Annotated in this window: 14 protein-coding genes; 6 read left to right on the plus strand and 8 right to left on the minus strand. The window is 71.0% G+C overall.

Features of this window, described 5'->3' with window-relative positions; translation table 11 throughout:
- Positions 1-6 precede the first annotated feature (6 nt).
- Positions 7-873, plus strand: a complete 867-nt coding sequence (dapF, locus tag ABD333_RS02615) for a diaminopimelate epimerase (protein WP_344537283.1) — start codon at positions 7-9, stop codon at positions 871-873.
- Here the strand turns inward: dapF and ABD333_RS02620 are convergent.
- From ABD333_RS02620 to aceB, 8 genes are all read right to left on the minus strand, one after another.
- A complete protein-coding gene (locus ABD333_RS02620; RefSeq protein WP_344537284.1) occupies positions 848-2,020 on the minus strand; it encodes a hypothetical protein in 1,173 nt (390 codons plus the stop codon). The two genes, dapF and ABD333_RS02620, sit on opposite strands and share 26 nt — an antisense overlap.
- Before the next feature lie 523 nt (positions 2,021-2,543).
- The gene (locus ABD333_RS02625) at positions 2,544-4,499 is read right to left on the minus strand and encodes a sensor histidine kinase (protein ID WP_344537285.1); all 1,956 of its coding nucleotides are present in this window, start codon (positions 4,497-4,499) and stop codon (positions 2,544-2,546) included.
- 482 nt (positions 4,500-4,981) lie between these two features.
- Complete coding sequence (locus tag ABD333_RS02630) at positions 4,982-5,596, minus strand: TetR/AcrR family transcriptional regulator (RefSeq protein ID WP_344537287.1); 615 nt, start codon at positions 5,594-5,596, stop codon at positions 4,982-4,984.
- Between the two features lie 133 nt (positions 5,597-5,729).
- A complete protein-coding gene (locus ABD333_RS02635) occupies positions 5,730-6,440 on the minus strand; it encodes a hypothetical protein (protein ID WP_344537289.1) in 711 nt (236 codons plus the stop codon).
- A 296-nt stretch (positions 6,441-6,736) separates the two neighbouring features.
- Positions 6,737-8,086 carry a heterodisulfide reductase-related iron-sulfur binding cluster gene (locus tag ABD333_RS02640; RefSeq protein WP_344537291.1) on the minus strand — a complete coding sequence of 450 codons (1,350 nt, stop codon included), beginning with the start codon at positions 8,084-8,086 and terminating at the stop codon, positions 6,737-6,739.
- Positions 8,086-9,336: an FAD-binding oxidoreductase gene (locus tag ABD333_RS02645; RefSeq protein WP_344537293.1), complete on the minus strand. Its 1,251-nt coding sequence runs from the start codon at positions 9,334-9,336 to the stop codon at positions 8,086-8,088. Before ABD333_RS02645 ends, ABD333_RS02640 begins: the two co-directional genes overlap by 1 nt.
- On the minus strand, positions 9,336-10,784 hold the full coding sequence (locus ABD333_RS02650) for an FAD-linked oxidase C-terminal domain-containing protein (protein WP_344537294.1): 1,449 nt from the start codon (positions 10,782-10,784) through the stop codon (positions 9,336-9,338). Before ABD333_RS02650 ends, ABD333_RS02645 begins: the two co-directional genes overlap by 1 nt.
- 132 nt (positions 10,785-10,916) lie before the next feature.
- The gene (gene aceB, locus ABD333_RS02655) at positions 10,917-12,563 is read right to left on the minus strand and encodes a malate synthase A (protein WP_344537296.1); all 1,647 of its coding nucleotides are present in this window, start codon (positions 12,561-12,563) and stop codon (positions 10,917-10,919) included.
- A 440-nt stretch (positions 12,564-13,003) separates the two neighbouring features.
- Between aceB and hflX the strand changes: the two genes are divergently transcribed.
- From hflX to ABD333_RS02680, 5 genes are all read left to right on the plus strand, one after another.
- Positions 13,004-14,383: a GTPase HflX gene (gene hflX, locus ABD333_RS02660; protein ID WP_344538817.1), complete on the plus strand. Its 1,380-nt coding sequence runs from the start codon at positions 13,004-13,006 to the stop codon at positions 14,381-14,383.
- A gap of 968 nt (positions 14,384-15,351) precedes the next feature.
- On the plus strand, positions 15,352-16,566 hold the full coding sequence (gene hutI / locus ABD333_RS02665) for an imidazolonepropionase (RefSeq protein WP_344537297.1): 1,215 nt from the start codon (positions 15,352-15,354) through the stop codon (positions 16,564-16,566).
- A 660-nt stretch (positions 16,567-17,226) separates the two neighbouring features.
- The gene (locus ABD333_RS02670; RefSeq protein WP_344537298.1) at positions 17,227-18,078 is read left to right on the plus strand and encodes a DegV family protein; all 852 of its coding nucleotides are present in this window, start codon (positions 17,227-17,229) and stop codon (positions 18,076-18,078) included.
- 79 nt (positions 18,079-18,157) lie between these two features.
- Entirely contained in the window at positions 18,158-18,904 is a 747-nt protein-coding gene (locus ABD333_RS02675) for a ComEA family DNA-binding protein (protein ID WP_344537300.1), read from the plus strand.
- A gap of 665 nt (positions 18,905-19,569) precedes the next feature.
- Positions 19,570-21,579 (plus strand): ComEC/Rec2 family competence protein, encoded by a 2,010-nt coding sequence (locus tag ABD333_RS02680; RefSeq protein WP_344537301.1) that lies wholly within the window; start codon positions 19,570-19,572, stop codon positions 21,577-21,579.
- Positions 21,580-21,608 lie beyond the last annotated feature (29 nt).

Below are 21,608 nucleotides of genomic sequence, written 5' to 3' on the forward strand. Positions count from 1 at the left end.
CGAGGCATGCGCTTCATCAAGGGCCACGGGACCGAGAACGACTTTGTGATCTTGCCGGATCCCGACGGGCGGCTCGACCTGACCGCCGGGATGGCCGCCCGTCTCTGCGACCGGCGCGCCGGCGTCGGCGCGGACGGGGTGCTGCGCGTCGTACGGACGAAGGCCGCCGGCGAGCCCGAGGTGGAGGCCCTCGCCGGAGACGCCGAGTGGTTCATGGACTACCGCAACGCCGACGGCAGCGTCGCGGAGATGTGCGGCAACGGCGTGCGCGTGTTCGCCCGGTACCTGGTCGACGCGGGTCTCGCGGCGCCGGGCGAGTGGGACCTGGCCACCCGCTCCGGCCTGCGCCGCATCGTGCTGGGCGAAAGCGGCGACGTGAGCGTGGACATGGGAGCGCCCGCCTACCAGGGCGGCGGTGAGGCCTTCGTCGGTGGACGCGCGTATGAGGGGAAGCGCGTCTCGATGGGCAACCCGCACCTGGCCTGCCGCATCGACGACCCGGTCGCCGCCCTCGACCTGTGCCGCGCGCCGGATTTCGACCAGGCGGCCTTCCCCGAGGGGGTCAACGTCGAGTTCTTCCGTCCGGTGGGCGACAACCATCTGGAGATGCGGGTATACGAACGTGGCTCCGGCGAGACCCGTTCGTGCGGTACCGGTACCGTCGCGGCGGCGGTCGCGGCGGCGATCGGCTCCGCTCCCGACACCCCCGCCGGCGGAGGGATCCCGCAGGGTGAGTGGACCGTCGACGTTCTGGGCGGCCGTCTGACCGTCACCCTCGACGGCCAGACCAGCTACCTCAAAGGCCCTGCCGTCCTGGTCGCCGAAGGCGAGATCCGGCGCGACTGGCTCACCGAGGGTCGAAGCGTTCGATGAACGGCTTCACGCCGGTGCCCTGGACGCCGACCGCCCACATCGAACGGGTGCCCGGGATGGCGACCATGTCCCGGGCCTCGACGAAACCGACACTCCTGTCCCGCGCGGGGCCGAGCGCCCTGCTCCACGCCGTTCCGTCCCAGTGCAGGTAACCGGTCTGGCCGACTCCCACGCCCTCGCCGAGGGCGGGCAGCCATAGGCCGCCGTTACGGTCGGAGACGAGCGAGCCTCCGTACGGCATCGGGAACATCCCAAGCCGCGGGACGTCCGTCACCTTCGTCCACGTGTCACCGTTCAGCCGGAAGAGTTGTTGCACACTCGACCCACCGCCGACGTACGCCCAGACCTCCCTGCGCGAGACGGGCAGGATGTCCATCGCTCCCCAGAAGGGGACGGTCGAGCCGGGCATGTTCTGCCTGGTCCAGCTCCTTCCGTCCCAGTGGAAGGTGAACGATTCGCCGTCCGAGTAGGGGTCCGCTGCCCCCACCCACACGTCGCGCGGTGAACGGACGGCGATGGTGACCAACTCGGCGCCTTCCGGTAGCTCCGGAGTCGCCTTGCGTACCCAGGCGCCGCGTTCGAAGCGCAGGACGGAGCACTCCCCGGCCGCCCGGCCCTCTGAGAGAACGGCCCATGCGGTGCCGCCTGGTTCGGCGGCGACCGCCGGGAGTGAGGCGATGCCGCCGGTCCCGGTCCTGGGAATCGGAACCTCCCGCCAGCGCGTCCCGTTCCAGTAGAGCCCGGCCGGAAGCTGCTGGCGGAGCGTCAGCCCAGTGACCCAGGCTGCGCGCGGTCCGGCCGCGGCCATGTCGATGAACCAGTTCCACTGGATTGGCGGAACGTCCTTGTGGAGCCACTCCCGGCCGTTCCAGTGCAGTGCGGTCGTGACCTCCTTCTCCTCCCACGAGTGCTGCCCTATGGCGAACGCGTGGCGGGGCGTGGGCGCCGCGACACCGAACAGCTGCGGGGGAGTGCCGGTAGGGATCGGCACGTCGTTCCACTGGCCCGTGGGAGGGGCCAGACGAGGCTTCGCGGAGGCGGACGTGCTCGCGCCCAGCGTGAGCGAGGTGCCGGCTCCGGCGGCCAAGGCGATCGTGATGGCACGGCGTCGAGAGACAGGCGAGGACGCGGTGTGCTGTTCGGACACGATGACTCCTCGGTGCACGGGAACGATCAAGTCCTCGCCAACTATGCCACCATTTGCTGGCATAGTCCCGAGACGGCGTTCCTTTTGTCATTGCATGAGGAAACTGATCGGTATTTAGCGAGAACAGAGGGTTGTAGGTGTTCGTCCCGGAAGGACCGGGACAGATGTCCCTGACTGGCGGGACCCGCAGGGGCTTAACTTCGGTCGTGCACACCTCCTGGTGGAAAGGCCCGCACGGGTCCGGGATGGGAGCCCCGGCACCGCAGCGGAGCCCGAGGGCCGGTGGCGACCTTCTTGGCGGGGGGCGGTCACCGGCCCTCATGCATTGGGAGGACGCGCACCCTTCCGCCGTGGTCCCGCTTCCGCTGTTACCCCTGCGGGATCACGGCGGCAAAGGGTCGGCTCCGAAAGGCCTCCAGCGCTTCTGAAGCCTCGACGCCACATGAGGTCTCGACCAGAGCCCGAACGCATCGCACAGCCAATGTGAGCCGCGTCCACGCGCCTTTTCCGGCCCGTGAAGGGGCTACGGGGGGATGGGGAGGCGGGCGCTGACCATGGTGCCGCCGTCGGGGGACGGGCCTACCGAGCACGAGCCGCCCAGCTCCGCGGCGCGTTCGCGCATCGAGGACATGCCGATGCCTGAACGGACGTCCGGGGGCAGGCCCACGCCGTCGTCCCCGACGGTGACGTGGAGGTCGCCGTTCATGTTGAGGTGGACGATCGCGGCGCGGGCCTTGGCGTGCCTGTGCACGTTGGTGAGGGCCTCCTGCACGATGCGGTAGGCGGCGACCTCGGCGGCGGCGGGGAGGCTGGACAGGTCGCCCTCGACATGGACGTCGACCCGCGGGCCGTCCTCGGTGGAGACCACGCCGCCCAGCGCCCGGATGGCGCCCGCCAGGCCGAGGTCGTCCAGCGCCGGTGGCCGGAGCCCGTAGACGAGGTCGCGGATGTCGCCGATCGTGCGTCCCATGGTGGTACGGAGCTCTTCCAGGAGGGCGTCCACGGCCTCCGGGTCCCGTTTGAGGGTGATGCGCGCGGCGTCCACGGTCATCGCGAGGCTGGCCAGAGTCGGGCCCAGCCCGTCGTGCAGGTCGCGGCGCAGGCGGCGGCGTTCCTCCTCGCGGGTGCGCAGGATGCGTTCCCGGGAGCGCTGCACGTCGGCGGCCAGCCGCGCCGCGTTCGCCAGCTCGGCGAGGTTGCAGGCCAGGATCGAGGCGAGGCGGAGGTCGGGCGTGCGGCGCCGGGAGAACAGCAGGCGCCCGACGGGCTCGCCGTGCCAGACGAGCGGGATCACCTCGGGGCGCTCGTCCAGCTTGCCGCTGTCGGCGGTGACCGCGCGGCCGTCCCGGTCGAGCACCTCGATGATGACGCCGTTGGCGTGCAGCGCCTCCCGTACGGCCTCGGCGGCCACGGCCAGGGCGGCGGCGGGGTCGGCGGCGGCCTGGAGGCGCCGGTTGATCCCGTCGGCGAGCCGGTACGGGTCGCGTTCGCCGTGCAGCAGGCGGTCGACCGCGCGCTGGAGCCGGCGGCGCGCGGGCTCGAAGACCGCCCCCGCGGCGATCGCGCCGGCCAGCCCGGCCAGCGAGCCCCGGTCGGCGACCAGCAGGCTGGTGGCCCCGACGAGCGCGAAGTAGACACCGGTGATCACGATGACGAGCCCGGCGTAGACGAGGGTGCGGTTGATGACCACGTCGATGTCGTACAGCCGGTAGCGGGTGATGGCGACCGCGATGCAGATCGGGACCGCCGCGATCGTGGTGTTGCGGATCGGGTCGCCGATCGAGGTGACCTCGCCGACCCAGATGATCGCCTGCCCGAGGACGCCCGGGTAGATCACCCAGCCGATCTGCCGCCGGACGTCGGGCGGTGACTGGACGAACCGGACGACCATCGACACCATGCTCAGCGCCAGCGTGCCGACGATCATCGTGCTGATGGGCCAGGGGACGTCCTGGAGCGGGTAGACCGAGACGCCGTTGTGGAACCGCCGCACGTCCGGGTCGATCGTCAGGTGCACGCCGACGATCAGGGGGATCGCGCAGGCCAGGGCCAGCACCGGCCGGAAGGCGCGGGAGACGAGCCGCCCGTCCGGGAAGATCAGCGGCAGGACGAGGGTGAGGGTGAACGTGTCGACCGCCCACAGCCACTGCCCCAGCCAGAGGAAGAGCCCGGCTCCGAACAGGCCGCGCTCGTCGAGCCAGGGCCCGAGGTTGAGGGAGAGCACGTACACCGACGCGCTGAACCCCGCCACGAGCATCACCCAGCCCACCCGGAGCCCCGGGCGGTGCCGCAGCAGGAACGCGGCGACCGGCGTCCAGAAGAGCGCGATCACGATCTCCGGATGCCACCAGACCATCCGCCGGCGCTCGGGCACGTCCAGGCCGAGCAGCAGTGAGGCGCCCACGACGAGCACCGCCGTCAGGGCGAGCACGAGCGCGCCCCGGGCGGCGGCCGTCTGGTCGTGCCTCACCGTGACCATCCACGCTCCCCGAGTCAAAAAGTAATGAAATGGTAAAGCTTCACGGTGATGTCCTCACGCCCGAAGGACGGCCGCCTCAGGACAGCGGGACCGCGGGGTGCGGAGACTCGCCTTGTCACCCGCGTGTTACCGGGGCCGCGCGGGCGGTGCGAAAAGGGGGAATCGATCATGCGCGGGGTGCTCGTACGTAGACGGGGCCAAGTCCCCGCCGAACGGCCTGCGAGGCGGCGCCGGGGCGGGGGCGGGGATGGTCGTGACTTTAGCCGCACAGTGCGTTCGGCGGCACTATCCGAGTCGGCGCAGGACCCAGTCCGGCCGACGGCGGCACGCTGGTGGGAACTGGCGGTCCGCTCGCGTTCCGTTCCGCACTTGAAGATCGCCGGACGCTGGTGACCGCCGCCGGGACGTCCGCGGGGCACGGGGATGTAGCCGGATGGAACGCGCCAGAAGGCTTCGCGCACCGCCCGGCCGAGGTAGAACGGTCAGGTGGGCTCGGGGGTCAGCGTCGTGGACGAGGCGAGCGCGCGCAGTCCGCGGCGGAAGTCCTCAGGCGTGAGGTCGCCCACGAGGAGGTACTGGATGACGAACCCCGGCAGCAGGCTGAAGAGGGCCTTGCCCGCGGCGGTGCAGTCGGTGTCGGCCGGAACCCTCCCGGCGTCGCGCAGGCGTTCCACGTACATGATCCAAAGTGTGCGGACCTCGGTCATCCGGCCGCGGACGTAGGTGCCGAATTGTTCGTCGTACATCGCGAGCGCCCAGGCCTGGGGCGCGAGCCGGAGGTTCTCTCCGGGGCCGGCCATGGTGACGATCTGCTCGGTCAGGCGGCCGACCGCGTCGTCCAGCGCGGGAACGGGGTCCTCCTTGAGCACCGAGGCGACATAGCCGGCCAGACCGCCGATCGTCCCGGCGGCCAGCGCCTCGATGATCTCGGTCTTGCTCTTGAAGTACCGGTAGACCGCCCCGGCCGACAGCCCGGACTCGGCGAAGATGTCCTGCATGGACGTCTCGTGGAAGCCCTTGCGGATGAAACAGGACCGCGCGGCGTCCAGGATCTGCGCGCGCCGGCGTTCCAGGTGCTCTTCGCTGACTCGGGGCATGCCAGAAATATAAAACGAGTATTCGTTCTCCACAAACCCGCCACGCCGTGACGGCCATCAGGGGGTGAAGTCGGCTCGGACCTGAATCCCCGTGCAGGTCCGAGCCGGCGCCTGGCCGTTTCCTATGAGCTTGTCAGGCGGCGTTGCCTGGGAGGGCCAGTTCGACGCCCTTGCGGTCGCTGGTGTAGCGCGCGTTCCATACGTACAGCTTGATGTCGGTGGTGTCGAGATCCTCGTCCACGACCAGGTCGGTGGCGACCCGGACGAGGTACGAGGCGCCCGGCGGGATCAGCGTGTCGCCTCCGTCCTGCACGGGTGCCTGTGAGTCGTCCAGGCGTGCCGTGACCTTGCTGTGGTTGGGGAGCGTGCACATGTCGTCAGGAACGCCTACCTGCGGCATGCAGCGCTCCCGCGCCGCCTTGGGCACGTGGGCGCGCGGTAGGAAGAGGTCGGCGGGGAAGTCCAGCAGTACGGGCCGCTTCTGGGTGTTCGTAATCACGTACTCGGCGTACGCGTAGGTCGAACCGGACGGCGCTGGGGTGCTGTCGCTCAGCGGCTTGGAGTCCACGCCCGCCTTGGCGGCGGCCAGGCTGTAGGCGTATCCCTCCGGCGTGGTGATGCTGAGGGCGGGGCCGACCTTGGGCGCGGGCGTCGCCTCCGGTGCGCCGCTCTGCCCCGACAGGGCCGGCGGCGCGTCGGCCTCGCCGTCGGAGCCGGGACGCAGAACGAGCATTCCGACCGCCACAGCCGCGATTCCCACGGCGCCTGTGAGGGCACCGGCCAGGCCGACCTTGCCCGCGCTGCTCTTCTTCCGGCGGCGGTGTGAACGGTGGGTGTTGGACATGGTTCGTGCTCCTCGGGCTCTCCAGCACAGTCCTCGGGCCTTGCCGGCGTGCGTGCGGCGTGCGTGCGGCGTGCGTGCGTGCGGCATTCGGCTCAGGCGCGTCGTCGGGCCTGCTTGCTCGCACAGGCGGGCGCGTCGTCGGACCCTGCCTGCGGGCTCAGACGCCTCGTCGGACCCGCCCCACCAGGCCCGGTAAGCGTCCCCTGTCCTCGGGGCCAGTCACCATAGCAGGGCGTTCGTGATGATCGTGACGCGGCGTTACCAAAGGCGATTGGGCGGAAATGCCGGAAATTTCGCTACGAAGACCGCGTCAGAAGGGGACCGGCGCCGAGGCCGCGCAGCGACGCATCCAGTACCTCGGCCGTGTGCGCGACGGCGATTCGTTCGCCCTGCCGGGCCAGCGCGGTGGATATCTGCATGGAGCAGCCGGGATTGGCGGCGACGAGCAACTCGGCTTCGGCAGCCCTTACGGACGCGGCCTTGCGGTCACCGAGCTCGGCGGCGGCCTCGGGTTGCAGGAGGTTGTACGTACCGGCCGAACCGCAGCACACCTCGGGATCGGCGATCTCGCGCACGGTCAGCTCCGGGATACCGGCGAGCAGGGCGCGTGGCTGGCTGCGCACTCCCTGCGCGTGCGAGAGGTGGCAGGCGTCGTGGTAGGCGACGGTGGCCGGAACCGGCCGCCGTTCCGCCCGCGGGCCGATCTCGACGAGGAATTCAGCCAGATCCTTCGTCTTGGCCGACAGTGCCCCGGCCCGTCCCGCCCAGGCCGGGTCGTCCGCGAGCAGCCTCTCGTACTCCTTCATCGCCGAACCGCAGCCCGCCGCGTTCACCACGATCACGTCGACGGCCTCGAACGCGACGATCGTCCGCCGCGCGAAGTCGCGTGCCTCGCCGTCGCGGCCCGAGTGCAGGGACAGCGCGCCGCAGCACCCCTGGCCCTTGGGGATGACGACGTCGCAGCCCTCCAGGGCCAGAACCCGGGCGGTCGCCGCGTTCACGCCGGGGAAGAACTCCCGTTGCACGCATCCGGTCAGCATCCCTACCGTCGCCCGGCGCTCGCCCCGCGCCGCGACGCGTTCGGGAAGGCGCGGCGCACGCCCGAGGGGCGGCGCCAGCCGTTCCATGGCGGCGAGGGTAGGAGACAGGCGCTCCAGGACGCCGCTGCGGCGGACGAGCCGGTCGAGGCCTGTCCTCTGGTACACGCGGAGCGGGCCGCGTAGGGCCCGGAGGCGGCCGGGGTACGGGAAGAGCCTGAAGATGACCTCACGTACGAGACGTTCCTTGGGCGAACGAGGATGCTCGCGTTCCACGTCGGCCCGGGTCAGCTCGATCAGCCGGTCGTACTGGACGCCGGACGGGCACGCCGTCACGCACGCCATGCAGCCCAGGCACCGGTCGAAGTGCTCCACCATCGGGCCGGTCAGCGGCGTTCCCTCCGCGTGCTGCTGCATCAGGTGGATGCGCCCGCGCGGCGAGTCCATCTCCTCGCCCCACAGGACGTACGTAGGGCACGTTGGCAGGCAGAACCCGCAGTGCACGCAGTCGCCGAGCAGTTTGGGCAGCTCTCCGCCGCCGAGAAGGTCAGGAGGCGTGGCACCGGGTGATCCCACGACCGGTTCGGGAAGGTCCTGCGGCGCGGTCATCAGATCCCTCCCACGAAGCGGCCGGGGGACAGCCGGTGCCCCGGATCGAACTGGTCCTTCACCCGGCGCATCAACGTGAGCGCGGGCACCGGCCCCCAGACGTCGTCGGCCGTGCGAACACCTTCGGGCGCATACCTCACCACGGCACCGCCCCTATGGGGGAGGAGCGTCGCGCGCAGGCGTGCGAGCACTTCCGCCACCTCGTTCGCATCCGCGGTCAATCCCACGTACCCCTTCCCAGACGCCGACCATCGCACCTGAGCCGACCTGGCCGGCGCTGTATCGGCGGGCTCTTTGGCGGCTGCGGGAGTGTCTGGGGACAGGTCGGCTAGGAAGGGCCGGAGCGCGGAAGGCGGGGCGGTGAGCTCGATGAGGGTCGTTCCATCGGGATAGGCACCCCACCAGGAGGGCGGCTCCTGGTCGATGCGGGCGCCGGAGCCCAGGAGGTCCGCGACATAGGTGGCGCGGGACGCTACGCCTTCGGGAACGCCCTCCAGGAGGACCCCGAGCGTCATGCCTTCTGGGGTGACGTCACATTCGAGGGCGCTGGGGGCGACGGGGGAGTGGAGTACGGCCTGGACGGCTTCGTGTGCCATGGCGAGGTCTGGCACAGGGATGGTGATGTAGGCCCGGGCAGATGGCACCGGGTGTAGGCGGAAGGCGGCTTCGACGATGAGGCCCAGCGTTCCGTAGGAACTGGCGAACAGCCGTCCCAGGTCGTAGCCCGCCACGTTCTTGACGACCTTGCCGCCTGAACGTGCCAGCAGACCGTCCGCCCGCACGATCGTCACGCCGATGACCAGGTCGCGGGGCGATCCGTACAGCAGCCGCAGCGGCCCGGCGGCGCCGGTGGCGATCGTGCCGCCGACCGTCGAACCGGGGAGGGGCGTGTCGAGCGACAGCCGCTGGCCGCGCTCGGCCAGAAGCTCGGCGAGCCGTTCCATCGTGAGCCCGGCTTCGGCCTTGACGACCAGGTCACCGGCGGCGTGCTCGATGACGCGGTCCAGCCGCGACGTATCGAGAAGCAGATCGCAGCGTTCCGGCGGCAGGCCCCAGTCCAGGCGCGTCTCCCCGCCCCGGGGGACGACGGCGAGGTCGCGCTCGGCCGCGACCCGCATGACCTCGGCCGCCTCGGGCACCGTCGCGGGCGCGGCCACGAAGCGCGGGGCCACGCCCAGAATGCCTTCCTCCGGCTCGCCGGGGCGTACGTCACCACAGACTTTCGCCAGCGCGTCCAGGGGACCGCCCATCAGAAGATGTCCGCCTTTCCCTCGTACGGATGCGGGCCTTTGCGTACGCCGGGTACCTCGCCGCAGAGGCGAGGCGTCGGAAAGACCTTGCCCGGGTTGCACAGACCTGCCGGGTCGAATCCGCACCGCACCATCTGCATGGTGTCGAGGTCGGTGTCGCTGAACATCCGGGGCATATAGCGGGCCTTGTCGACGCCTACGCCGTGCTCACCCGTGATGGAGCCGCCGTGCTCGATGCACAGGTCGAGAATCTTGCCGGAGACCTCTTCGGCGCGTTCGGCCGCGCCTGGCTCGGCGTCGTCGAAGAGAACGAGTGGGTGCAGGTTGCCGTCGCCCGCATGGAAGACGTTGGCGACCCGTACACCCGACTCTGCCGAGAGCGCGTCGATGCTGGCGAGGACCTGAGGGAGGGCGGTACGCGGAATCACGCCGTCCTGGACGATGTAGGCCGGGCTGATCCGGCCTACGGCGGCGAACGCGGACTTACGGCCCTTCCAGATGAGCCCTCTCGCGTCGTCGTCGGCGGCGATGCGGATCTCGAAGGCGCCCGCCTCCCGGCAGAGCCTTTCGACCTCGGTGAACTGGGCCGCGACCTCGGTCTCGGGGCCGTCCAGCTCGACGATGAGAACGGCGCCGGCGCCGGGCGGGTAGCCGCACGCGACCGACGCCTCGGCGGCCTCGATGGACAGCGCGTCCATCATCTCGATCGCGGCCGGCACGACGCCCGCGGCGATGATGGCCGAGACGGCCCTCCCGCCCGCCTCGATCGAGTCGTAGGCGGCGAGGAGCGTCTGCACGGTCTCGGGCACGCGCGTCAGCCGCACCGTGATCTTGGTGGTGATGCCGAGCGTGCCCTCGGAGCCGACGAACGCGCCCAGGAGGTCATAGCCGGGATCGCCGGCGGCGAGGGTGACCAGGTCGCCGTCCGGCGTGACGATCTCGCAGGCGAGGACGTGGTGGGCGGTGAAGCCGTACTTGAGGCAGTGGGCGCCGCCGGAGTTCTCCGCGACGTTGCCCCCGACCGAGCAGATCTGCTGGCTGGAGGGGTCGGGCGCGAAGTAGTAGCCGTACGGGCGGACGGCGCGGGTCACGTCGAGATTGATCACACCCGGCTCGACCACCGCGCGCTGGTTCGGAATGTCGATCTCCAGCACGCGGCGCATCCGGGACGTGACGATCAGCACGCCGTCCGTCCGGGGCAGCGCGCCGCCCGACAGGCCCGTGCCCGAACCGCGCGCGACGTACGGGACGCCCGCGGCGGCGCACGCCCGCACGACCGCCGCGACCTGCTCGGCGCTCTCGGGCAGCACGACGATCGCGGGCACGGCGCGATGGTTGGTCAGCCCGTCGCACTCGTAGGTCCGCAGCCGCACCGGATCGGTGATGACCGCCTCGTCGCCGAGCGCGCCGGCCAGCCGTTCCGCGAGCGCGGGGAGCATCTGGTCCATCCCCGCCACCTCCCCTCACCCCTCAGCTTCCTCCCCCGGCACGAACGACTGCAAGATCACCCCGCGATTCGCGAGCGGGCCGATCTTGCAGTCGCCGATGACGGGGCCGGTGGGCCTACGGGAACCGGTGGCCTACGGGAAGCGGACGTACGCCGGGGTGGTCAGGAACTCCTTGTACTCGTCCGCGAGCGTGACGTCCTTGAAGAGCGCCACGGCCTCGTTGAAGCGCGGCTCGTTGTAGGCGTCGCCGAGCTCCTCACGGATCTTGGCGAGCTCCTCGTCCAGGATCTGCTCGACCCATTCCTTCGTGATCTTCTGGCCCTCCTTGGTGGAGATGCCGTTGTAGATCCACTGCCACACCTGGGACCGGGAGATCTCCGCCGTGGCGGCGTCCTCCATCAGGTTGTGGATCGCCACCGCGCCCGACCCGTTCAGCCAGGTGGCCAGGTAACGCAGCGCCACGTCGACGTTGCCGCGCAGGCCCGCCTCGGTGATGTCGCCCGGCGTCGCGGCCACGTTGAGCAGGTCGGCGGCCGAGACGTGGACGTCCTCGCGGAGCCTGTCGCGCTGGTTGGGCCTGGCGCCCAGCACGCCGTCGAACACCTCACGGCAGACCGGCACCAGGTCCGGGTGGGCGACCCAGGAGCCGTCGAAGCCGTCGCCCGACTCGCGGGTCTTGTCGGCCCGGACCTTCTCCAGCGCGACCTTGTTGACCGCCTCGTCCTTGCGGGACGGGATGAACGCGGCCATGCCGCCGATCGCGTGGGCGCCGCGCTTGTGGCAGGTGCGCACGAGCAGCTCGGTGTAGGCGCGCATGAACGGGGCGGTCATGGTGATCGCGTTCCGCTCGGGCAGGACGAACTCGGCGCCGCGGTCCCGGAACTTCTTGATGACCGAGAAGAGGTAGTCCCAGCGGCCCGCGTTCAGGCCCGCCGAGTGGTCGCGCAGCTCGTAGAGGATCTCCTCCATCTCGAACGCGGCCGGGATGGTCTCGATCAGCACGGTGGCGCGGATGGTGCCGCGCGGGATCTCCAGGGTGTCCTGGGCGATGTTGAACGCGTCGTTCCAGAGCCGCGCCTCAAGGTGGCTCTCCATCTTGGGCAGGTAGTAGTAGGGGCCCTTGCCCTTGTCCAGCTGGCGGCGCGCGCTGTGGAAGAAGTAGAGGGCGAAGTCGAACAGCGACCCCGACACGGGCTCGCCGTCCACCAGGAGGTGCTTCTCCTCCATGTGCCAGCCGCGGGGCCGGACCACGATGGTGGCCAGCTCCTCGTCGGGCTTGAGCGCGTAGGACTTGCCGGACTTGGGGTCGGTGAAGTCGATCGTGCGGTCGAGGGCGTCGCGCAGGTTGAGCTGACCCTCGATCATGTTGTTCCAGAGCGGCGTGTTGGCGTCCTCGAAGTCGGCCAGCCACACCTTGGCGCCGGAGTTGAGCGCGTTGATCGTCATCTTCCGGTCGGTCGGACCGGTGATCTCGACCCGGCGGTCCTCCAGGCCCGGCGCCGGGGAGGCGACCCGCCAGGAGTCGTCGGCGCGGATCCCGGCGGTCTCCGGCAGGAAGTCCAGGGTGCCGCCGGCCGACAGGCGCTCCTGCCGGTCGGCGCGGGCCCGCAGCAGCTCCTTGCGCCGGGCGCCGAGCTCGCGCTGCAGCGCGGCGACCAGGCCGAGCGCCTCAGGCGTCAGGATCTCGTCGTACCGCTCGTGGAGGGGGCCGGTGACCTCGATTCCCGCCCGACCAACCGACCCCGACCGACCTCCCGGGCCTTCCACTGCTGCAGCCATCCGCCTGCCCTTTCGTATCGTGAAATTGTCCTTCTGGTATGTGGAGAACGCTACTCGCGGGTACGGGACGCGGTCAAAGCGGGTGGCCACGCCCCGCCGGACGCCTCGACGCCCCCCGACCTGCCGACTTGCCCACCTCCGCGCCGCCCTGGCCAGAGCAGCGGAGACGAGGTACGGCGGTCCCGCTCGGTATCCCCGGGTGACAGGGGGATAATCGAATGACCGCGTGGTCGCGGGCGTGAGACGATCGCCGGGATGTGAGGGAAGACTCGCCCGCGCGGCGGTGTTGAACCAGGCATATGACTCACGTTTTCTTCGCAGACCAGGAGACCGAGATCCGCAACGAGATCGAGCGGCACGAGACCGAGAGCTTCGAGCGGGACAGGGCCGGCCAGGACCGTGAAGGGGCCCACGGCCTCACCGACCTCGACGGCGACCCGATGACCGGCGAGCTCGACCTCGAAGACCGGCGGGCGCTCCGCCGCGTCGCCGGGCTCTCCACCGAACTGACCGACGTCACCGAGGTCGAGTACCGGGCACTGCGGCTCGAACGGGTCGTCCTGGTGGGCGTCTGGACCGAAGGCACCGCCGAAGAGGCGGAGAACTCCCTGCGCGAGCTCGCGCTGCTCGCCGAGACGGCGGGCTCGGAGGTGCTCGAAGGCCTGAGCCAGCGCCGTACCCGCCCCGACGCCGCCACGTACATCGGCTCCGGCAAGGCGGCCGAGCTGCGCGACATCGTGATCTCCACCGGCGCCGACACCGTCATCTGCGACGGCGAGCTGGCCCCCAGCCAGCTGCGGCATCTCGAAGAGATCGTCCAGGTCAAGGTCATCGACCGGACCGCGCTGATCCTCGACATCTTCGCCCAGCACGCCAAGAGCCGCGAGGGCAAGGCGCAGGTCGAGCTCGCGCAGCTCGACTACCTGCTGCCCCGCCTGCGCGGCTGGGGCGGCAACCTGTCCCGGCAGGTCGGCGGCCGGGCCGCCGGCGGCGTCGGCATCGGTGGCCGCGGCCCCGGTGAGACCAAGATCGAGCTGGACCGGCGCCGGATCCGCACGCGCATGGCCAAGCTGCGCCGCCAGATCGCCGAGATGGCCAAGTCGCGCGACACCAAGCGCGGCGAGCGGCGCCGCAACGCGGTTCCGGCCGTGGCGATCGCCGGTTACACCAACGCGGGCAAGTCGTCGCTGCTCAACCGGCTGACCGGCGCCGGGGTGCTGGTGGAGAACGCGCTGTTCGCCACCCTCGACCCGACCGTCCGCCGGGCGGAGACCCCGAGCGGCCGCGCCTACACCCTCGCCGACACCGTCGGGTTCGTGCGGCACCTTCCGCACCAGCTCGTCGAGGCCTTCCGTTCCACGCTGGAAGAGGTCAGCGACGCGGGGCTGATCCTGCACGTGGTCGACGGCTCCGACGCCGATCCCGAGGCCCAGCTCGAAGCGGTGCGCGTGGTACTCCGCGAGATCGGCGCCGACTCGGTCCCCGAGATCGTGGTCATCAACAAGGCCGACGCCGCCGACGACCTGACGCTCGCGCGGCTGCGCCGCCGCGAGCCGCACAGCGTCGTCGTCTCCGCCCGTACGGGCCAGGGCATGGAGGAGCTTCGCGAGCTCATCGAACGTGACCTGCCGGGTCTGGAGCGCGAGATCCACGCCCTCGTGCCGTACGACCGCGGTGACCTGGTCGCCCAGGTGCACGACCGCGGCGAGGTCGTCAAGCAGGACCACGTGGCCGAGGGCACGGTGCTGCACGCCCGCGTACCCGCTGACCTGGCCGGGGAGCTCGAACGGTACGTCGAGCAAACGGTCACAACGTCCTAACCTTCGCACCGTTCTAACGTCACTCTCCGGAGTGGTGCGGTGAGCTGGAACGAGCCCGTAGGGTCCTACGGGTCGGATGGGGCCGCCGGTCTCGTCCGACCCGGCTCTCGGCTGTCCGGCCGGGCCAGTTCCGCTGATCCGGAGGCGGGGCCGACTCCATCGGCCGCGTCCCAATTCCCGTCCGCGCTTGAGTCCGGGGCCGTCCGAATTGCATCGGCCCGTATTGTCTTCCGTTCCCTTTTGGACACGGTGCCGGGCAAAAGCGTCAGCCGCCGCGGAGGGCGGCTGACCAGGCGTCACTCCGCCGGCCGTCACGAACGAGGCGGGCCTGCCGACGCAGTCGCCGGCTGGCGCGTCGTGTCTCAGGAGGTTCGCCGGGGCGGCGGCGGGCGTTAGCATACGAGCCGGTGGCCATTGGCCGGACGGGTCGCTCGCGGCCTTTGGCCGGGGCGGAATGTCGGCTGAGGCCTTAATGAGTGGTCGCCTTCCGGTGACAGCTTCTCAATTCCGCTTGACGCCTCTGCGAGAGTCCGTACGGTCGTAGGACTAAGGACGAGGTGTTGGCAGGGGATGGGGAGCGACCGCATATTCGATGGATTACTGAGGGATCTGCGTACTTTGTCCGGTTGTCTACGTCTGGTGACCTGCGCGAACGAGGGGTCCTCGCGACCCGGTGAGCGACGGGTTCCCGGGCCCCTTTCCGAGATGGGTGCGTTTGTTGGCCAGAGGTTGTCGGTCGGGCCTTCAGTGCACTACCGTGACGAAACCGATATCTCCGGTCTCGTCGCTCAAGGTGATCCTTTGATCACCTGTCCTTCCAGTGGTGAGTTCGTCGGCACCCAGTCGGCGTCCGGATCGAGAGCAGGTGGCCCTCTGCATGGCATGTCTGCGTTCATGGTCACGAGCAGGTGGCCCGCCCCGTCTCGCCACGTCCGGTGCTGCGCCGACCGACCCAGGTCGGTGACCCGATGACGGTACGGCTGTTGACGAACATCGGCAGGCTCTGGACGGGCACCGACGTCTGCAGCAACGCCGCCGTCCTCATCCACGACGACCGGATCGTCTGGGCCGGGCCCGCCTCGGACCTCCCGCAGAGCGTCCCCGGCATCATCGACGACATCGTCGACGTCGACCACGTGGAAAACCTCGGCGGCGGCCTGGTCACGCCCGGGCTGATCGACGCCCACTCGCACCCGGTCTACGCGGGCAACCGCTGGGCCGAGCTCGCCATGCGCACGAGCGGCTCCTCGCACTCGGCGATCGCCGCGGCCGGCGGCGGCGTCAACTCCACCGTCACCGTGACGCGCGGCACCGACCCGTGGACGCTGTGCAACGCCGTCCGCGAACGCCTCCGCCAGTGGATCCTCGCGGGGACCACCACCGTCGAGGCCAAGACCGGCTACCACCTCACCCGCGACGGCGAGCTGGCCGACATCCGGATGCTGCGTTCACTCGAGGGCGAGCCCTCCATGCCGCGCATCCACGCCACGTTCCTGGCCGCGCACATCCTGCCGCCGGAGTTCTTCGGCCGCCGCCGCGACTACATCGAGGCCGTCCGCCTCTGGGCGGGCGACGCCGCCGCGGCCGGTGCCGACTCGATCGACGTCTACTGCGACGAGGGCCACTTCACCGCCGAAGAGGCCCGCGCGCTGCTCCTGACCGGCAAGCGCTCCGGCCTCAAGGCCCGCATGCACGCCTGCGCCAACGAACGCGTCGGCGCAGCCCAGGTCGCCGCCGAAGTCGGCTGCGCCTCGGCCGACCTGCTCACGCAGGCCAACGACGACGACATCAAGGCCCTCGCGCACGCCGGAGTCACCGCCACCGTATGCCCGGGCAGCGCCCTCAACAGCGCCCGCCCGCCGGCCCCGGTCCGCGCCATGCTCGACCGCGGCGTGACCGTCGCCCTCGGCACCGACCACAACCCGGGCCAGTGCGGCATCACCTCGATGCCGCTCGTCATCGGCCTGTCCGTGGCGATGTTCGGCCTGAGCGTCACCGAGGCCCTCCGCGCCGCCACCCTCGGCGGCGCCGCGTCCCTCCGCGTCGGCGACCGCGGCTCCCTGGCCCCGGGCATGCTCGCCGACATCGTCCTGTGGGACGCCGACCACGAAGGCGCCTTCGCCTGGGCCTTCGGACTCCGCGCCCTCCGAGTCTGGCGAGGCGGAGTCCCCGTCCAACCCTGACCCGCTTACCAAGCGTCCAGCATCTACCTACGCCCACGCGAAACACTCGGCACCTGGGGCGTGTTTCATAAGCCCCTGTCCTACTGCGCGACGCCCAGGCACGCGCCTCGCCGCGTTGTCGCCCCACCCCACCCAAACGCTCCGCAGAGCTCCGCGTTTCGGCGGGGACCTTGGACAAGCGGTCGACAGACAAACCCGGGCTGACTGCCTCCTCCGCCGTGCGATGCACGCACCTGGACGCCTCCCGCTACGGACGCGACCTATGAAACACGCCCCGGCCGAACCGTCCGGCTCCTCCTCCCCGCATGTCAGCCGCCGGTGTTCCAGCGCGTCCGAGGCAAGCGTTTGGCGTTAAGGGTGGACGCGCGAAGCGTTCGGCGTCTCGGCCTCGCTCGTGCGGAGCGTCCGTAGCTCAGTTCGTTTGCGCTCGCGCTTGGCTGAGGCTGCTCGCGGTAGCCATGGCCGCGTCAGCGCAACGGTGCTTCGCTTACGCGGAGGCGGATGGACTTATGCTCATGGAGCTCGTTGGCTCGGTGGGTGGCACTTGGGCGCCGCGCGGCATGGCGGACGAGTCGGGGCCGCTCTCGGTGAGTGGTGCGGAGAAACGATCGTTACTTGGTGATAATTCGCGTTCACCCGCAAAGGGATAACCTCGCAGGCATGGGAAGCGCCGTCGCGGTTGTCACGGACTCCACCTCCTACCTGCCTCAGGGCCTTGCCGAACGGCACGAGCTCACCGTCGTTCCACTGCAGATCGCCATCGGCGGGGTCGAACGGGACGAAGGCGACATCACGGCCGCCGAGGCGGCCCAGGCGCTCAAGAAGTGGCACCCGGTCACCACGTCCCGGCCGGCTCCCGAACGTTTCGCGCACGCTTTCAAGGCCTGCGCCGGAGCCGGGGCGAGTTCCATCGTCTCGATCCACCTGTCCGCGGCGATGTCCGGCACCGTTGAAGCGGCCCGGCTCGCCGCCGAGGACGCACCCGTGCCCGTACGGGTCGTCGACTCCGGCACCATCGGCCTGGGGCTCGGCCTGACCGCGCTCTCCGCCGCCGCGGCGGCGCTCCGTGGTGCTGACACTGACGAGGTCGTGGGGGTCGCGGTCCGCCGTGCTGGTCTCTCCCGTTCGCTCTTCTACGTCGACACGCTTGAGCACCTTCGCCGCGGCGGCCGCATCGGCGCCGCCGCGACGCTGCTCGGCTCGGCGCTCATGGTCAAGCCGCTGCTCAACATCGTCGACGGCAGGATCGCGCCGTTGGAGAAGGTGCGGACGTCCTCCCGGGCGCTGGCTCGCCTTGAGGAACTGGCGGTCGAGACCGCCGCCGGGCATCCCGTCGTCGACCTCGGTGTCCAGCACCTGTCCGCCGCTCCCCGCGCCGAAACGCTGGCCGCTCGCCTGCGGGAACGTATTCCGAACGTCGAGGACGTCTACGTCGGCGAGGTCGGACCGGTCATCGGAGCGCATGCGGGCCCTGGCATGCTCGGTGTCGTGGTGGCGCCCCAGCTCGACTGAACCGCACCGGTCGGCGAAGTTATCCACAGTTTGCTCGGGGGCTGTCGCGGCGGGTCGGGAGTACCTAGCTTCGTGACGCATGAGGCTCCGTAGTCCCACTGAACGGCTGTACGACCTGATCGAACGGTTGCGCTCGCCGAGAACGGAAGGAAGCGGGCCGCCGAGCTCGTTCGGCGGTGGTCCGCCTGCCGCGTCCTTACGTTCAGGTCCTGAGGCCCCCGACCCGCTGCCGCTCCGCGACCGGCTCGACCCGGGCCTCCCGGGCGCACGCGCACTCGCCCTGCTCGGCGTCGTCGCCGCCCTCGTCGCGGGGATCTATCTCTGGATGGCACGTCCCCGGCCCGAGCCGCCGACTGCCGCCGTCTCCAGCCCGACCCTTTCCGTCGCGTCCGTGGCGTCGCCCGTGAGCCGCGTCGTCGTCCACGTGTCCGGCAAGGTGCGGCGTCCGGGCGTGGTGACCCTGCCGTCCGGTTCGCGGGTGGCGGACGCGATCAAGGCGGCCGGAGGCGCACGAGCGGGCGCCAGAACGGACACCCTCAATCTGGCCCGCAAACTCGTTGACGGAGAGCAGATTCCCGTCGGCGTCCCCGCGCCGGCAGCCGCTCCCGCCGTGTCCGGAGCACCGACGTCCGGCGCACCACTCGATCTCAACACCGCGACCGTCGAGCAACTGGACGATCTGCCCGGCGTGGGGCCGGTGCTGGCTCAGCGGATCGTGGACTACCGCGGCCAGCACGGCTCCTTCCGTTCCGTCGACCAGCTCCAGGAAGTCTCCGGCATCGGCACACGCCGCTTCACTGAGCTCAAGGCAATGGTCCGCGTATGACTTCGGAGGACGAACAGAGGCACGACCTGCGCCTCCTGCCACCCGCACTGGCCGTGTGGTTCTCGTCAGCACTCGCGATCGGGATTCCACCCGCCGTCGCCTACGGCGCCGCCGCCGCTGCTGGAGTGGCCGCGCTCCTGCTCCTGACCACCTGGTGGCGCCGAGCGATGGACCTGACCCTCCGCGTCGTCCGACCACATGGCCGCACCGCTGGCGAGAGGAGACGAGCACCTTCATCAAGCGCCGAGCCGCCGGGCAGAGACGCCTCTTCGGCCAGGGCTTGGGGCAGCGAGCAGCGACGTCTACACCCATCGAATGCGGCCGGTTCAGCGGACGGAGAGACCTCTCCGGCTGGGGAATGGGACGGGGAGACGCGGCGGGCGCGCTCTTCCAGCGTCGGTCTACCGCACGGGGCGGCCTCGTTGGTGAGGGGACGGGGTGGGGAGCGACTGCGTCCGCATCCGTCGGACGTCGGGTTAGTGGGTAGGCGGGGCTTTTCGGGTGGCGCGGTGGGGCGGTGTCCGGGGCTCTTGGGTGGTGGGGCTGGGCGTGGCGGCGTGCCGGCTCGGAGGGCGGTGGTGGGGGTGGTGCTGGCTTGCGTCGCGGCCTCGGCGGTGGGGGCTGGGATGCGGGTCTCGGCGGTGGGGACGGGGCCGGTATGGGAGATGGCGCGAGCGGAGCGGGTCGTGGCGTTCGAGGCGGTCGTGACGGGGGAGCCGCAGGTCGCCGGGCCCGCGGGGCGTCAGGTCCTGCTGGTGCGCGCACGGATGGAGGTGGTGCGGCGGACACGGGTCCGGGTGCCGGTGTTGCTGATCGCGACGGACCGGCGGTGGTCGGGGCTCGTGCCGAGCCAGCGGGTGCGGTCGACCGCGCGGTTGACCGTTCCGCGGCATGGTGAGCTGCTGGCGGCGGCCGCGGTCGTACGAGGGCCGCCGCAGGTGATGGGGCCGCCGTCGCGGGTCCAGCGGGCGGCGGAGCAGGTGCGGGCGAGGTTGCGCCTGGCGGTCGCGGAGCTGCCGGACGATCAGCGGGGCGTGCTGCCGGGCATGGTGGTCGGCGACACGTCGCGGCTGGACGCCCGGCTGGCGGAGGACTTCCGGGCGGCGGGACTCTCGCATCTGCTCGTGGTCTCCGGCGCGAACCTGGCGATCGTCATCGGTGCCGTACTGGGGATGTGCCGGTTCCTGGGAGTGGGACGGCGGTGGGCTCCGTTCGTCGCGGCCCTGGCGGTGGTGGCGTTCGTGCTGGTCGCGCGGCCCGAACCCAGCGTGCTGCGGGCCGCGGTGATGGGGATGATCGGGCTGCTCGCACTGTGGAGCGGCAGGGAGAAGCAGGGGTTGCCCGCCTTGTGCGCGGCGGTGCTTCTGCTGGTCTTGATCGACCCCTCGTTGGCGCGGTCGTACGGGTTCGCGCTGTCCGTGGTCGCGACGGCCGGGCTCCTCGTGCTGGCGCCGTCCTGGCGGAGGCGGTTGCGCCGCCGGATGCCGGGGCCGCCGGCCGACGCTCTGGCTGTGGCCGCCGCCGCGCAGTGCGCCGTCGCGCCGCTGCTGGTGATGCTCTCGGGCGAGCTGGGCGTCGTGTCGATCGTGGCCAACCTGCTCGCCGCTCCGGCGGTCGCACCCGCGACCTTGCTGGGTGCGCTGGCGGCGGTGGTCGCGTTCGCCGAGCCGTCGCTGGCGCGGCTCATCGCGTGGCCCGCCGGCCTCGCGGTGGGCTGGATCATCTGGATCGCGCGTACGGCGGCCGACCTGCCCTACGCGACCATCGGCTGGAGCGCAGGCGTGCTCGGTGCGTTCACGCTGGTCGCGGCGGGCGGCGCGGTGTTCGTGGTCCTGCGGTGGAGGGTCGCGCGCCTCGTCGGAGCGGCGGTGACGATCGGCGTTCTCGTCGCAGTGATCGGGATGCGGGTGACGGCCCCGGGATGGCCGCCGCCGGGGTGGGCGCTGGTCGTTTGTGATGTCGGGCAGGGCGACGGGCTGGTGCTCCGGGCAGGGGATGAACGGGCGGTCGTGGTGGACGCGGGGCCCGAACCGCGGCCGATGGACCGGTGCCTGCGACGGCTGGGAGTACGAGCCGTTCCGATGCTGGTCGTCACCCATCCCCACGCCGACCACATGGGCGGGGTCGGCGGCGTTCGGCGTGGCCGGAAGGTCGACATGGTGCTCACCACGTCGCGCAGTTCGGGGAAGGAGGTTAGGTTGGTCGGCGGTCTGCAGGTCAGGGGCGCCGTGCCCGGGCAGCAGTGGTCCGTCGGCGACCTGCGGCTGTCCGTACTGGCGCCGCCGGCGGGGCCGCGCCTGGCACTGAACGACGACGGGACCGCGATCAACAACGCCAGCATCGTGCTCGTGGCCCGGCGCCCGGGCTTCAGCGCCCTGCTCGCGGGCGACGTCGAGACCGAGGCGCAGCGGGCCTTGGCGACCGACGTTCCACCGGTGAACGTCCTCAAGGTCGCGCACCATGGTTCACGCCGTCAGGACGCGGGCTTCGTGACCGCCGCCCGCGCACCCATCTCGGTCATCTCGGTCGGCCGGGACAACGACTACGGACACCCGGCGCCCGCCACCCTCGCGCTGCTCCGGCGCGTGGGAGCCCGTGTCTATCGCACTGACCAGAGGGGCGATGTGGCGTTGGTGCGGGCGACGCGAGGCGTGTCGGTGGTCACCCGCCGGTGAACGTCTCGATCAGGTGCCTGGGTGGTCCT

The sequence above is a fragment of the Actinomadura fulvescens genome, assembly GCF_039533225.1.
Taxonomy (GTDB): Bacteria; Actinomycetota; Actinomycetes; order Streptosporangiales; family Streptosporangiaceae; genus Spirillospora; species Spirillospora fulvescens.

Excerpts from the sequence above, each read along its gene's own strand:
- ABD333_RS02630 (WP_344537287.1), bottom strand. The coding sequence starts at position 5,596 with ATGCCCCGAGTCAGCGAAGAGCACCTGGAACGCCGGCGCGCGCAGATC.
- ABD333_RS02635 (WP_344537289.1), bottom strand. The coding sequence starts at position 6,440 with ATGTCCAACACCCACCGTTCACACCGCCGCCGGAAGAAGAGCAGCGCG.
- hflX (WP_344538817.1), top strand. The coding sequence starts at position 13,004 with ATGACCGGCGAGCTCGACCTCGAAGACCGGCGGGCGCTCCGCCGCGTC.
- hutI (WP_344537297.1), top strand. The coding sequence starts at position 15,352 with ATGACGGTACGGCTGTTGACGAACATCGGCAGGCTCTGGACGGGCACC.
- ABD333_RS02625 (WP_344537285.1), bottom strand. The coding sequence starts at position 4,499 with ATGGTCACGGTGAGGCACGACCAGACGGCCGCCGCCCGGGGCGCGCTC.
- aceB (WP_344537296.1), bottom strand. The coding sequence starts at position 12,563 with ATGGCTGCAGCAGTGGAAGGCCCGGGAGGTCGGTCGGGGTCGGTTGGT.
- ABD333_RS02645 (WP_344537293.1), bottom strand. The coding sequence starts at position 9,336 with ATGGGCGGTCCCCTGGACGCGCTGGCGAAAGTCTGTGGTGACGTACGC.
- ABD333_RS02680 (WP_344537301.1), top strand. The coding sequence starts at position 19,570 with ATGGCGCGAGCGGAGCGGGTCGTGGCGTTCGAGGCGGTCGTGACGGGG.
- dapF (WP_344537283.1), top strand. The coding sequence starts at position 7 with ATGCGCTTCATCAAGGGCCACGGGACCGAGAACGACTTTGTGATCTTG.
- ABD333_RS02640 (WP_344537291.1), bottom strand. The coding sequence starts at position 8,086 with ATGACCGCGCCGCAGGACCTTCCCGAACCGGTCGTGGGATCACCCGGT.
- ABD333_RS02675 (WP_344537300.1), top strand. The coding sequence starts at position 18,158 with ATGAGGCTCCGTAGTCCCACTGAACGGCTGTACGACCTGATCGAACGG.
- ABD333_RS02670 (WP_344537298.1), top strand. The coding sequence starts at position 17,227 with ATGGGAAGCGCCGTCGCGGTTGTCACGGACTCCACCTCCTACCTGCCT.
- ABD333_RS02650 (WP_344537294.1), bottom strand. The coding sequence starts at position 10,784 with ATGGACCAGATGCTCCCCGCGCTCGCGGAACGGCTGGCCGGCGCGCTC.